The sequence below is a fragment of the Kosakonia quasisacchari genome (genome assembly GCF_004331415.1).
GTDB lineage: Bacteria > Pseudomonadota > Gammaproteobacteria > Enterobacterales > Enterobacteriaceae > Kosakonia > Kosakonia quasisacchari.
The window spans coordinates 1-13,608 of sequence record NZ_SJOP01000003.1; the positions used below are offsets into that span (position 1 = coordinate 1).

The following is a 13,608-nucleotide window of genomic DNA, read 5'->3' on the forward strand; positions in this document are numbered from 1 at the left end:
TAATTAAGTGAAGAGGCCATCCTGACGGATGGCCTTTTTGCGTTTTTATACAGCGAAACTCATGCCTGCGATGCCGGTTACTGGCTCTCAGCAGTCCCTCGGTGAGTGACGGGGAAATCAGCCTGCCTAATCCGGCGCACAACAGGCGTGACTGCCTGCTCAGAACAAAGCCTCATGCGAAAGCATGGGGCTTTTTTTGCTATTGTTTTAGCTCCATTTATCGCTAAAGGACATCGCTATGATCGTTCTGTACGCCCAGCTTTATAAAAATCGGATGGTTGTGCGTAACCTCCAAACTCAGCAGCAGGTTTCGGGTAGTCAAACCTTCAGCAATCAGCGGATACTTATCGCCGACTTCTTCCCGGCAGAAAAGCTGTTACAAGGTTTGATTCTGCAAGTTGCACCGCGCTCATTCTGGTACGCGCTTCCGGGCATGGGGCGTTTAGCGATCCTCGCGCATGCGATGGAGATGAATGAAGGCGGCTTATCACCCGTCGAAGAACGCGCCATCCTTGAAATGACTTTTGGCGCTTCGCAAGGCAGATGCCGTTACCCGCAGGTGGTTGCAAGCCAGACGCCGCTTAGCGATCAGCAAGTGTTGGCGGCACTGAGCCAATCGAAAATGCCTCCCTCTCAGCGCGATAACAAACCGAAAATCATTAGCTAATATCAATGTTACACAGGCCGCGACGTGAAACTTTCTCACCTTTCACTTGCGGACTCGACATTTTGCCGATTCCTGGGTATCTTCGGCTGTCTGGATGTCTAAACGTTTAAACGTATGCAGTGAGGATATAAGATATGCCGATTCGGGTGCAGGACGAGCTGCCAGCCGTCAATTTCTTGCGTGATGAGAATGTCTTTGTGATGACAACATCGCGCGCAACAGTGCAGGAAATCCGCCCGCTAAAGGTGCTGATCCTCAATCTGATGCCAAAGAAGATTGAGACGGAAAACCAGTTCCTGCGCCTGTTGTCGAACTCACCGCTACAAGTTGATGTGCGCCTGTTGCGTATAGATTCTCGCGAATCACGCAACACACCGGCCGAACACCTCAACACCTTTTACTGTAACTTCGATGAGATCCGTGATGAAAACTACGATGGCCTGATTGTCACCGGTGCGCCATTAGGCTTAGTTGAATTTAACGACGTAGCTTATTGGCCGCAAATCGAGCAGGTTCTGGAGTGGGCAAAAGATCATGTCACCTCAACCCTGTTTGTCTGTTGGGCGGTACAAGCCGCGCTAAACATCCTTTACGGTATCCCCAAACAGACCCGCACTGAAAAACTCTCCGGCGTATACGAACACCATATCCTTCATCCTCACGCGTTACTGACGCGTGGTTTTGATGATGTTTTTCTGGCGCCGCACTCGCGTTACGCCGATTTCCCGGCTGCATTGATCCGCGACTACACCGATTTAGAGATCCTCGCCCAGACGGAAGAGGGAGACGCCTACCTGTTCGCCAGCAAAGACAAACGTATCGCCTTTGTTACCGGCCATCCGGAATACGATGCCAACACATTGGCCGATGAGTTTTTCCGCGATGTGGATGCTGGGCTAAGTCCGGAGCTGCCGCACAACTACTTCCCGCAAGACGATCCGCAGAATAAACCGCGTGCATCCTGGCGCAGCCACGGCAATTTGTTGTTCATCAACTGGCTCAACTACTACGTCTACCAGATCACACCATACGATCTGCGCCATATGAATCCCACGCTGGATTAAGCGTTTCAGCCCCTTATTACAGGCACCTTCGGGTGCCTTTTTTATTTGCGAAAACCACTTCTCAACGTAATTAAACTATAACCTCTTTTTTATCAATCAGTTATTTTCATTTTAATTTAAAAATGGAAATTGTTTTTGATTTTGGAAAAATTATTAGCCAGGATTGATCCTGCTGAACGAAAACTGCACACCCGATCTTCGTTGGCATTGGGAAATGTCTTTGCTGCAAAAAGAGGAACCGCACCATGACACAACAGGCGACAACAACCGATGAATTGGCCTTTACGCGACCGCGCGGTGAGCAAGAGAAGCAGATTCTCACTCCGGCTGCCGTGGAATTCCTGAGCGAGCTGGTCACCCGCTTTACGCCAAAGCGCAATCAACTGCTTGCCGCGCGCGTACATCAGCAGCAACAAATCGATGCCGGTACGTTGCCTGACTTTATTTCGGAAACCGCTTCCATTCGTGAGAGTAACTGGACGATCCGTGGAATTCCCGACGATCTGTTAGACCGCCGCGTTGAAATTACCGGACCGGTTGAGCGCAAAATGGTGATCAACGCGTTGAATGCCAATGTGAAAGTCTTCATGGCAGATTTTGAAGATTCTCTGGCACCCAACTGGGACAAAGTGATCGATGGGCAGATCAACCTGCGCGATGCGGTCAACGGCACTATCAGCTACACCAATGAAGCGGGCAAAATCTATCAGCTGAAGCCAAACCCGGCGGTGCTGGTTTGTCGTGTGCGTGGTTTACACTTGCCGGAAAAACACGTCACCTGGCGCGAAGAAGCTATTCCGGGCAGCCTGTTCGATTTCGCGCTCTACTTTTTCCACAACCACAAAAATCTGCTCGCCAAAGGTAGCGGCCCCTATTTCTACCTGCCGAAAACGCAATCATGGCAAGAAGCTGCATGGTGGAGCGAGGTCTTCAGCTTTACCGAGGATCGTTTCAATCTGCCGCGCGGCACGATCAAAGCCACGCTGCTGATTGAAACCTTACCAGCGGTATTCCAGATGGATGAGATCCTGCACGCGCTGCGCGACCACATTGTTGGTCTGAACTGCGGACGCTGGGATTACATCTTCAGCTACATCAAGACGTTGAAAAACTACCCAGATCGCGTGCTGCCTGACCGCCAGGTGGTGACCATGGATAAACCGTTCCTCAGTGCTTATTCGCGTCTGCTGATCAAAACCTGCCATCGTCGTGGCGCATTTGCGATGGGCGGTATGGCGGCGTTTATCCCCAGCAAAGACACCGAGCGTAACAACTGGGTGCTGAACAAAGTGAAAGCCGATAAACAGCTCGAAGCGAATAACGGTCACGATGGCACCTGGATTGCGCATCCTGGGCTTGGGGACACGGTGATGGAGGTGTTCAATGCGGCGCTGGGCGAACACAAAAACCAACTCTTTGTCAGCCGTGAGGACGATGCGCCGATCACTGCAGAAGATCTGCTGGCACCTTGTGAAGGCGAACGCACCGAAGAGGGCATGCGAGCCAATATCCGCGTCGCGGTGCAGTACATCGAAGCGTGGATCTCCGGCAACGGCTGTGTGCCGATTTACGGGCTGATGGAGGATGCCGCTACGGCGGAAATTTCCCGTACCTCGATCTGGCAATGGATCCATCACGAGAAAACGTTGAGCAACGGCAAGCCGGTCACCAAAGTGCTGTTCCGTCAGATGCTGGCCGAAGAGATGAGGGTTATTCAAGAAGAGTTGGGTGAGCACCGTTTTAGCAGCGGGCGTTTTGACGATGCCGCGCGCCTGATGGAACAGATCACCACCTCTGATGAGTTGATCGACTTCTTGACGCTACCTGGTTACCGCCTGCTGGCGTAATCGTCCGGGCTATTTTGTCCGCCATTTTGGCCCGGACGTGCTCAAAGTCCTCACGTACAACACGTACGTTTCGGTTTTTGCGCGCGGGTCGTGACCAAATTGCCTTCACCAAAAACGCCTGGGAAGCCAGGAGAAGAATATGGAGCATCTGCATATGAAAACCCGTACCCAACAAATCGAAGAATTACAAAAAGAGTGGACGCAACCGCGCTGGGAAGGCATTCGCCGCCCTTATAGTGCGGAAGACGTGGTGAAGTTACGCGGCTCGGTCAACCCGGAATGTACGCTGGCGCAACTGGGCGCGGCGAAAATGTGGCGCTTGCTGCATGGCGAATCGAAAAAAGGGTATATCAACAGCCTTGGCGCGCTGACGGGTGGGCAGGCGCTGCAGCAAGCGAAAGCGGGAATCGAAGCCGTGTATCTCTCCGGCTGGCAGGTGGCGGCGGATGCCAACCTCGCCGCCAGCATGTACCCTGACCAGTCGCTCTATCCGGCAAACTCGGTGCCGTCGGTGGTCGAGCGCATCAATAATACGTTCCGCCGCGCCGATCAAATTCAGTGGTCTTCCGGTATTGAGCCGGGTGACCCGCGCTTTGTCGACTATTTCCTGCCGATCGTCGCAGATGCCGAAGCGGGTTTTGGCGGCGTGCTGAACGCGTTTGAGTTGATGAAATCGATGATTGAAGCCGGTGCGGCGGCAGTGCACTTCGAAGATCAGCTCGCCTCGGTGAAAAAATGCGGCCATATGGGCGGCAAAGTGTTAGTGCCTACGCAAGAAGCTGTGCAGAAACTGGTGGCGGCGCGTCTGGCGGCAGATGTGCTTGGCGTTCCCACGCTATTGGTGGCGCGCACCGATGCCGATGCTGCCGATCTGATTACCTCAGATTGCGACCCTTATGACAGCGCGTTTATCACCGGTGAGCGCACCAGCGAAGGGTTTTACCGCACCCATGCGGGCATTGAGCAGGCGATCAGTCGCGGTCTGGCTTACGCGCCGTATGCCGATCTGGTGTGGTGTGAAACTTCAACGCCAGACCTGAACCTGGCGCGCCGCTTTGCCGATGCGATCCACGCGAAATATCCTGGCAAGCTGCTGGCTTACAACTGTTCGCCGTCGTTTAACTGGAAAAAGAACCTTGATGACAACACCATTTCCCGCTTCCAGCAGGAGCTGTCAGATATGGGGTATAAGTTCCAGTTCATCACCCTCGCGGGCATCCATAGCATGTGGTTCAACATGTTCGATTTAGCCCATGCGTACGCGCAGGGTGAAGGGATGAGACACTACGTCGAGAAAGTGCAGCAGCCAGAGTTCGCCGCGGGCAAAGAGGGCTACACCTTCGTTTCGCACCAGCAGGAAGTGGGCACCGGTTATTTCGACAAAGTTACCACCATCATTCAGGGTGGTGCCTCGTCGGTAACCGCGTTGACGGGTTCAACGGAAGAAGCACAGTTCTAATCGTCAACCTGCCCGGTAGCGATTTGCCTACCGGGCTTATGCCTGGGGAATACGATGTCGCGTGGCCTGGAACTGCTGATTGCCCAAACCATCCTGCAAGGCTTTGATGCCCAGTATGGTCGTTTTCTGGAAGTGACGTCCGGCGCGCAACAGCGCTTTGAACAAGCCGACTGGCACGCCGTTCAGCAGGCGATGAAGCAACGCATTCATCTTTATGATCACCATGTTGGCCTGGTCGTCGAGCAACTGCGTTGCATCACCGACAGCCAAAGCCCGGATGCCGAGTTTTTGCTGCGCGTCAAAGAGCACTACACGCAACTGCTGCCGGATTATCCCCGCTTCGAAATTGCTGAAAGCTTCTTTAATTCAGTCTATTGTCGGCTGTTTGATCACCGTTCTCTCACGCCAGAACGGCTGTTTATCTTTAGCTCACAGCCGGAACGCCGTTTTCGCACTATCCCGCGCCCGTTAGCCAAAGCGTTCTGGCCGGAACGCGGCTGGGAAGCGCTGCTGATCAAAGTGCTGTCAGATTTGCCGCTGCGTCTGCCGTGGCAGGATAAAGCGCGCGATGTACGTTATATCAGCGCGCATTTGCAGGAGGCGTTTGGCAGCGAAACCCTTGCCCAGTCTCACTTGCAGGTGGCGAACGAACTGTTTTACCGCAACAAAGCTGCCTGGCTGGTTGGCAAACTTATTACCCCGTCGGCCACGCTGCCGTTCTTATTGCCGCTCCACCGCAGCGATGAAGGCGAGTTGTTTGTCGATACCTGTCTTACCACATCGGCGGAAGCCAGCATCGTGTTTGGTTTTGCCCGCTCCTATTTTATGGTTTACGCCCCGCTGCCTGCCGCCACAGTCGAGTGGCTGCGTGAGATCCTGCCCGGTAAAACCACTGCTGAACTGTATATGGCGATTGGTTGCCAGAAACACGGCAAAACGGAAAGTTACCGCGAATATTTAAATTACATCAACGCCAGCGACGAGCAGTTTATTGAAGCGCCAGGCATTCGCGGCATGGTGATGCTGGTGTTCACGCTGCCTGGTTTTGACCGGGTATTTAAGGTAATAAAAGATGTCTTTCCCCCGCAAAAAGAGATGAGCGCCGCGCACGTTCGTGCCTGCTATCAACTGGTCAAAGAGCATGACCGCGTGGGGCGTATGGCCGATACACAAGAGTTTGAAAACTTTGTGCTGGAAAAACGGCAGATTGCCCCGGCGCTCATGGCGCTTTTGCTGGAACAAGCGCCAGGCAAAATCACCGATCTCGGCGATCGCATCACCATCAGCCATCTCTATATTGAGCGCCGTATGGTGCCGCTCAATATATGGTTTGAGCAGGTTAAAGGTCAGCAACTGCGCGACGCGGTAGAGGAGTATGGCAACGCCATTCGCCAGCTTGCCGCCGCCAATATTTTCCCCGGCGACATGTTGTTTAAGAACTTCGGTGTCACGCGCCACGGCCGTGTGGTGTTCTATGACTACGACGAAATTTGTTATATGACTGAAGTGAATTTCCGCGACATTCCCGCGCCGCGTTACCCGGAAGATGAGCTGAGCGCCGAACCGTGGTACAGCGTGTCGCCAGGCGATGTTTTCCCGCAGGAGTTTCGCCACTGGCTGTGCGCCGACCCGGAAATCGGCCCGCTGTTCGAAGAGATGCATGCCGATCTGCTGCGTGCCGACTACTGGCGAGGGTTGCAGGCGCGCATCCGCGAAGGGCATGTCGAAGATGTTTATGCCTACCGCAAACGCCAGCGTTTCAGCGTACGCTTTGGCGCAGGCGCGCTGCGGCAGGCGGGGTAGATCAGGTGAAATAATCTCTCACCAAGGGAAGAAGATTGGGGCGGCAAAACAGAGAGAATCAATCCTGTCCATCATGCAGCCGTGCCCTTCGAGCATTGCGCCGAAATTCTTTACGCCGCGATCGCACATTAGTCATCGACCTGCACAAACGACTACTCAAACCCGATTGTGAACGCCTCTGGTTTCATGAGACGAATAAAAACGCTGTAACCTTTTGGACGTTAACGCATTCCCCCGTACGCCAACGTCACTTCTTTAGCGCCACGGATAACCATCGCGCCCAGTTCGGTCACGCGATCATCGGTGATGCGTGAGATAGGCCCGGAGATGGAAATTGCGGCGAAAGGTTCGCCGTGTTCGTCAAAAATACATGCCGCTACGCAGCGCAAGCCCAGCGCATGTTCTTCATCGTCAAAGGAGTAACCGCGTTTGCGGCTCTGGGCGAGATCTTCTTTCAGGTGTACCGGCGATACCAGCGTAGCATGGGTGTACGCATGCAACCCCTGGCGGTGCAGCAAGCTGCCAACCTGCTCATCGCTCAGGCGGGACAAAAACGCTTTTCCCGCGCCGGAAGCATGCATCGGTAATTTGCCACCAATCGGCGCTGACATCCGCATCAACTGTGTACACTGCACCTGATCGATAATTATCGCCTGGTGATCGCTCTTATCCAGCACCGCGAGATTCACGGTTTCGCCGGAGGCTTCCATTAAGTTGCGCAAGATTGGGTGAACAATCGCCATCAGATTACGGCTTTGCAGGAAACTGCTGCCGACGATAAACGCATGTGCGCCTACCGACCAGTGGCCCAGCTCGCCCACCTGGCGAACAAACCCTAGCTGCTGCATGGTCGTGAGTAAGCGATGGGTGGTTGAGTTCGGTAAACCGGCCTGTTGCGCTAGCTCGGTGAGGGCGACGCTGCCATGAGACTCGGCAATCCATTCCAGCAGTTTCAGGCCGCGGGTCAATGACTGGACTTGCCCACCCGCTGGAGCGGCCGGGGTTGTGGCTTTTCTGCCTCGTTTAGCGGGAACGGAAGTGGCCATGACGGGCTCCTTTTTCTGTATCGTGGAAATCGTTTTCGTTTTAACTGAGTATAACGCAACTCCCTGGCAGACTGATCGGATGAGTTCGCGCAAAACAGAACGAAAATGCCGGATACCGTGTATTTATTGACGCACGTGTTTTGCCGGCTGAATACGTTGAGCACAAAGCGCAATGGTTCGTCTTACCTGGCTCAGTGGTTGCGCTGAAAACATCTCATCATATGGGCGATCGTCGCTTGGCAGGCAACGTCGCCATTCCCTGAATATTGAGCGCCGTTAGCGCCGCCAACTTTTGCCGTTTCTTGCCATCGGCAACGTAGCCTGAAAACTGGAAACGTCATCGTATTGAAAGGGTAACGGGTTGGCGCAGCAATCAGGCTTGCGGGCGTTACGTGAGCATCTCTCATGTTCACCCCGCGTCGCTTTTCCGCTCTGCCACTTTATGCCAGTATGTCCTGCTGGCCTTTTGGCCTGGTTGAGCATTGTCGGGAGCACGTGTGAGCAGCAAAGTTGAGCAACTGAAGCAGCAATTAAGCAAAAGAATTCTGGTTCTGGATGGGGGCATGGGCACCATGATCCAGAGCTATCGTCTGAGTGAGCAGGATTTTCGCGGTAAGCGTTTCGCCGACTGGCCCAGCGACCTTAAAGGAAACAACGATTTGCTGGTGCTCAGCAAGCCGGAGGTGATAAGCGCGATTCATGACGCCTATTTTGCAGCGGGCGCGGATATCATCGAAACCAATACCTTTAACTCAACGACTATCGCCATGGCGGATTACCAGATGGAATCCCTGTCGGCGGAAATCAACTTTGCCGCTGCCAAACTGGCGCGTGCCAGCGCCGACAAATGGACGGCGCACACGCCGGACAAACCGCGTTATGTCGCTGGGGTGCTTGGCCCGACTAACCGCACTGCCTCAATTTCACCGGACGTTAATGACCCCGCATTTCGCAATATCTCCTTCGATCAGTTGGTTAGTGCTTATCGTGAATCCACCAAAGCGCTGGTGGAAGGGGGATCAGACCTGATCCTGATTGAAACCGTGTTCGATACGCTTAACGCCAAAGCGGCAATTTTTGCGGTGAAAGCGGAGTTTGATGCGCTGGGCGTGGATTTGCCGATCATGATTTCCGGCACCATTACTGATGCCTCCGGGCGTACGCTCTCCGGGCAGACCACCGAAGCGTTTTATAACTCCCTGCGGCACGCCGATGCGCTCACCTTCGGCCTGAACTGCGCGCTGGGGCCGGATGAACTGCGCCAGTATGTGCAGGAACTTTCCCGTATCGCCGAATGTTATGTCACTGCGCACCCGAATGCCGGCTTGCCCAACGCCTTTGGTGAATATGATCTCGACGCCGACACCATGGCGGCGCAAATCCGCGAGTGGGCGCAGGCGGGCTTTCTGAATATCGTTGGCGGTTGCTGCGGTACTACTCCAGAGCATATCGCCGCCATGAGCCGTGCAGTCGAAGGCTTGCCGCCGCGCCAGTTGCCAGATGTGCCCGTTGCTTGCCGCCTTGCGGGTCTGGAGCCGCTCAATATCGGTGACGACAGCCTGTTTGTGAACGTTGGCGAGCGTACCAACGTCACCGGTTCCGCCAAATTTAAACGCCTGATTAAAGAAGAGAAGTACGCCGAAGCGCTGGATGTGGCGCGCCAGCAGGTTGAAAGCGGCGCGCAGATTATCGACATCAACATGGATGAAGGGATGCTCGATGCTGAAGCGGCGATGGTGCGTTTCCTCAACCTGATTGCCGGTGAGCCGGATATTGCCCGCGTGCCTATCATGATCGACTCCTCAAAGTGGGAGGTGATCGAAAAAGGGCTGAAATGTATCCAGGGCAAAGGCATCGTTAACTCCATTTCGATGAAGGAGGGCGTTGAGCCGTTTATTCACCACGCGAAGCTGGTGCGTAGCTATGGCGCAGCCGTAGTGGTGATGGCCTTTGACGAAAACGGCCAGGCGGATACGCGCGCGCGGAAAATCGAAATCTGCCGTCGCGCCTATAAAATTCTCACCGAAGAGGTGGGTTTTCCGCCGGAAGACATTATCTTCGATCCGAACATCTTCGCCGTGGCAACCGGTATTGAAGAACACAACAACTATGCGCAGGACTTTATTGGTGCGTGTGAAGACATCAAACGCGAGTTGCCGCACGCGCTGATCTCCGGCGGTGTTTCCAACGTCTCGTTCTCGTTTCGCGGCAACGACCCGGTACGTGAAGCGATCCACGCCGTGTTCCTTTATTACGCCATTCGTAACGGCATGGACATGGGCATCGTCAATGCTGGGCAACTGGCGATTTACGATGATTTGCCTGCCGAGCTGCGCGACGGCGTTGAAGACGTGATCCTTAACCGCCGCGATGATGCGACCGAGCGCATGCTGGATCTGGCGGAAAAATATCGCGGCAGCAAAGCCGCCGATGAAGGGGCAAACGCGCAGCAGGCGGAGTGGCGCAGTTGGGATGTGAAAAAACGTCTCGAATATTCGCTGGTAAAAGGCATCACCGAGTTTATTGAACTCGATACCGAAGAGGCGCGTCAGCAGGCCGCCCGCCCGATTGAAGTGATTGAAGGGCCGTTAATGGACGGTATGAACGTGGTGGGCGATCTGTTCGGCGAGGGCAAAATGTTCTTGCCGCAGGTGGTGAAATCCGCCCGCGTGATGAAACAAGCCGTGGCCTATCTGGAACCGTATATCGAAGCCAGCAAAGAGAAGGGCAGCAGCAACGGCAAAATGGTGATCGCCACCGTGAAAGGCGATGTCCACGACATCGGCAAAAACATCGTGGGCGTGGTACTGCAATGTAACAACTACGAAATTATCGACCTCGGCGTGATGGTGCCCGCCGATAAGATCCTGAAAACCGCGCGCGAAGTGAATGCTGACTTGATTGGTCTTTCCGGGTTGATTACGCCGTCGCTCGACGAAATGGTCAACGTGGCGAAAGAGATGGAACGCCAGGGTTTCACCATTCCGCTGCTGATTGGCGGTGCGACCACGTCGAAAGCGCACACGGCGGTGAAAATCGAGCAGAACTACAGCGGGCCGACGGTGTATGTGCAAAACGCCTCGCGTACCGTGGGCGTGGTGTCAGCTCTGCTTTCGGATACGCAGCACGATGAGTTTGTGGCGCGCACTCGCAAAGAGTATGAAACCGTGCGTATCCAGCATGCACGTAAAAAACCGCGTACGCCGCCAGTGACGTTGCAAGCGGCGCGAGAAAACGATCTCGCGTTTGACTGGGAACGTTATACTCCGCCAGCCGCGCACCGCCTGGGTGTGCAGGAAGTCATAGCCAGTATCGAGACGCTGCGTACCTACATCGACTGGACGCCATTCTTTATGACCTGGTCGCTGGCCGGGAAATATCCGCGCATCCTCGAAGATGAGGTTGTCGGTGAAGAGGCGAAACGCTTGTTTGCCGATGCTAACGAGATGCTTGATAAACTGAGCGCGGAAAAGCTGCTCAATCCGCGCGGCGTGGTCGGGCTTTTCCCGGCGAACCGTGTTGGCGACGATGTGGAAATCTACCGCGACGAAACTCGTACGCAGGTGCTGGCGATGGGTTGCCATCTGCGCCAGCAAACGGAAAAAGTCGGTTTTGCCAACTACTGCCTGGCGGATTTCGTGGCACCCAAACAGAGCGGTAAAGCGGACTACATTGGCGCCTTCGCGGTGACCGGTGGGCTTGAAGAGGATGCGTTAGCTGAGGCGTACGACGCCGCGCACGATGATTACAATAAAATCATGGTTAAAGCGGTGGCCGACCGCCTGGCTGAAGCTTTTGCCGAATACCTGCATGAGCGGGTGCGCAAAGTCTACTGGGGCTATGCACCGAACGAAAACCTCAGCAACGACGAGTTGATCCGAGAGAATTATCAAGGCATTCGCCCGGCGCCGGGCTACCCGGCTTGCCCGGAACATACGGAAAAAGGCACCATCTGGCAGTTGCTGGACGTTGAAAAACATACCGGGATGAAACTGACCGAATCCTACGCGATGTGGCCAGGAGCATCGGTTTCCGGCTGGTATTTCAGCCACCCGGACAGTAAATACTTCGCGGTAGCGCAGATTCAGCGCGACCAGGTGGAAGATTACGCGCGGCGTAAAGGCATGTCGGTGGCGGAAGTTGAGCGCTGGCTGGCGTCTAATTTAGGTTACGACGCAGATTGATACCAGTAGGGCATTTTTTAAATGCCCTATTTTTTCGCTATTTCATTTTCACGAAACTATCGTGAAGCAAACATAATACAGATTGAAACTCAGAACATTCTTAAAAGTGGATATTTTCTTAGACCCATCTTCCTCTTCATGCGTATGATGGAGACGGACTACACGGCAAGATTGCTTACTCTTTTGCAGTTCATTTAATTGTCATAAATTTAACTTAGGTATTATAAAATGGATATTTATGATATAAGAAAAAGAAATCTATTGCCGAAGGATTACGAGAATATCCTGGCCCCAGATATCGCGAAAAATATTATTAAAAAAGAATACTTCATCGAGAATAGCCCGAATAATATTCTAGGCAGCATCGATGGTTACACGATTAAGCGGCATCACGGTTTTAAATATGGCTTACCGCATGATCCGCTAGGTCATCAAAAAGAAAAATATATTGATAGCCTGGTGGATAAAGGCGTAGTGGTGGTCGTTCGCCCGAACGTCAGCACGCGTAACCGCTTCTATTACCCGTTCTTTATCGCGGAAAACGCCGAACTGTTTTGTGTGCAATGCTTGTCGTTTAACGCGGTGTTTATCAGAACCATTTTGAACGGTTTTAAAGACAGTGTGGCAATGCATGGTCGACCTGCCCCGACCCGAAGTACCTTTGTGCCGGTGACGCCAGAGTTTGGTCCAGGCTACTGGAAAACCAGCGAAACAGACTTTCACGGCGTCAAAAATACCGCGGTAATGATGCTCAACCGGGCGACAAGTATGGGCGATCAAGGGCGCGTATTTGGCTCCGAAGGTAAAGATTATATGAACACCTCGCGAGACAAAATTCAGCTATGGACACCAATACCGGAAAGCGTCTCGTCTGATACCCGAGAAATCCTCTATAATCGCTCGGTGATCCGGCGTTATGGTGAAAAGCGTACCGTTTATCAGAAATACCTTGAGGGTGATGATGCCTGGACGCAATCGGGGAAATCATGGCAATGGATTCCAGGCGTAAGGGATGAGGATTATGAATTTAAGAAATAAGATATTTGCTTTTTGGGGTATTATGGATGTGCTGGCACTGACCAGTTATTTATTTTTTTCGCTGCAAGGCGGTAACGTTCCTTTTTATTCCGATATTAGCGGTTTTTATACCAATTACTCACAACTCGGTGTGAGTGGATTGATGGGCGTAATTATCCAGGCGATGTTCTTTATTAATATCGCGCTGATTATCTCGCTGGTTTTTTCTGCCTGGTCTTTTTTCGTAAAAAAAGACATCCATACTATTTTCTTTATCGTGCAGGAAATAGCCCGCGTGCTGTCGTTAAAATGCTCAGTGGCGCTGATTCCATTGTTTATGCATTTTGCCGGTTTTACCGTTGCGTGGGGGGCCGTTTTACTGTTTATCGTCTCGGAAGCACTTAAAATTGCGTCGGTCGTGTGGGCTAAACGCCAGGGCAATCCGCAAACGGCACCTGTCGTCTCTCGCTAACCGATAAACCCTCGCTTCTGTCACATAACTGTCATTTTTCTTTACAACT

Annotated in this window: 9 protein-coding genes and 1 pseudogene; 8 read left to right on the top strand and 2 right to left on the bottom strand. The window is 53.3% G+C overall.

Going from position 1 to position 13,608, the window contains the following annotated elements; all coding sequences use genetic code 11:
- Positions 1 to 238: 238 nt before the first annotated feature.
- The 5 genes from E0L21_RS03845 (at position 239) to aceK (ending at position 6,840) form a co-directional block, all read left to right on the top strand.
- The gene (locus E0L21_RS03845; protein WP_131406948.1) at positions 239 to 667 is read left to right on the top strand and encodes a YjaA family stress response protein; all 429 of its coding nucleotides are present in this window, start codon (positions 239 to 241) and stop codon (positions 665 to 667) included.
- A 134-nt stretch (positions 668 to 801) separates the two neighbouring features.
- Positions 802 to 1,731, top strand: coding sequence for a homoserine O-acetyltransferase MetA (gene metA, locus E0L21_RS03850; protein WP_131406950.1), 930 nt, complete (start codon positions 802 to 804; stop codon positions 1,729 to 1,731).
- A gap of 245 nt (positions 1,732 to 1,976) precedes the next feature.
- Entirely contained in the window at positions 1,977 to 3,578 is a 1,602-nt protein-coding gene (gene aceB, locus E0L21_RS03855) for a malate synthase A (protein ID WP_131406952.1), read from the top strand.
- Positions 3,579 to 3,732: 154 nt separating this feature from the next.
- Entirely contained in the window at positions 3,733 to 5,037 is a 1,305-nt protein-coding gene (gene aceA, locus E0L21_RS03860; protein WP_131407417.1) for an isocitrate lyase, read from the top strand.
- A gap of 54 nt (positions 5,038 to 5,091) precedes the next feature.
- Positions 5,092 to 6,840, top strand: a complete 1,749-nt coding sequence (aceK, locus tag E0L21_RS03865) for a bifunctional isocitrate dehydrogenase kinase/phosphatase (protein WP_131406954.1) — start codon at positions 5,092 to 5,094, stop codon at positions 6,838 to 6,840.
- A 1-nt stretch (position 6,841) separates the two neighbouring features.
- On the opposite strand, the pseudogene E0L21_RS03870 reads toward aceK, so the two are convergent.
- Positions 6,842 to 6,963 (bottom strand): annotated as a pseudogene (locus E0L21_RS03870) (phosphatidate cytidylyltransferase); the annotation flags it as partial.
- A gap of 98 nt (positions 6,964 to 7,061) precedes the next feature.
- A complete protein-coding gene (iclR, locus tag E0L21_RS03875; protein ID WP_131406955.1) occupies positions 7,062 to 7,886 on the bottom strand; it encodes a glyoxylate bypass operon transcriptional repressor IclR in 825 nt (274 codons plus the stop codon).
- 497 nt (positions 7,887 to 8,383) lie between these two features.
- Here iclR and metH point away from each other — a divergent pair, with 497 nt between their 5' ends.
- The 3 genes from metH (at position 8,384) to E0L21_RS03890 (ending at position 13,559) form a co-directional block, all read left to right on the top strand.
- Complete coding sequence (gene metH / locus E0L21_RS03880) at positions 8,384 to 12,070, top strand: methionine synthase (protein ID WP_131406957.1); 3,687 nt, start codon at positions 8,384 to 8,386, stop codon at positions 12,068 to 12,070.
- 228 nt (positions 12,071 to 12,298) lie between these two features.
- A complete protein-coding gene (locus tag E0L21_RS03885; RefSeq protein WP_235855194.1) occupies positions 12,299 to 13,108 on the top strand; it encodes a hypothetical protein in 810 nt (269 codons plus the stop codon).
- Entirely contained in the window at positions 13,092 to 13,559 is a 468-nt protein-coding gene (locus tag E0L21_RS03890) for a hypothetical protein (RefSeq protein WP_131406959.1), read from the top strand. The genes E0L21_RS03885 and E0L21_RS03890 overlap by 17 nt, the downstream gene beginning before the upstream one ends.
- Positions 13,560 to 13,608: the final 49 nt, after the last annotated feature.

Bases quoted from the DNA above. Each gene is read 5' to 3' on its own strand.
- metA (WP_131406950.1), top strand. From the start codon at position 802: ATGCCGATTCGGGTGCAGGACGAGCTGCCAGCCGTCAATTTCTTGCGT.
- E0L21_RS03845 (WP_131406948.1), top strand. From the start codon at position 239: ATGATCGTTCTGTACGCCCAGCTTTATAAAAATCGGATGGTTGTGCGT.
- aceK (WP_131406954.1), top strand. From the start codon at position 5,092: ATGTCGCGTGGCCTGGAACTGCTGATTGCCCAAACCATCCTGCAAGGC.
- aceA (WP_131407417.1), top strand. From the start codon at position 3,733: ATGAAAACCCGTACCCAACAAATCGAAGAATTACAAAAAGAGTGGACG.
- aceB (WP_131406952.1), top strand. From the start codon at position 1,977: ATGACACAACAGGCGACAACAACCGATGAATTGGCCTTTACGCGACCG.
- E0L21_RS03890 (WP_131406959.1), top strand. From the start codon at position 13,092: ATGAATTTAAGAAATAAGATATTTGCTTTTTGGGGTATTATGGATGTG.
- E0L21_RS03885 (WP_235855194.1), top strand. From the start codon at position 12,299: ATGGATATTTATGATATAAGAAAAAGAAATCTATTGCCGAAGGATTAC.
- iclR (WP_131406955.1), bottom strand. From the start codon at position 7,886: ATGGCCACTTCCGTTCCCGCTAAACGAGGCAGAAAAGCCACAACCCCG.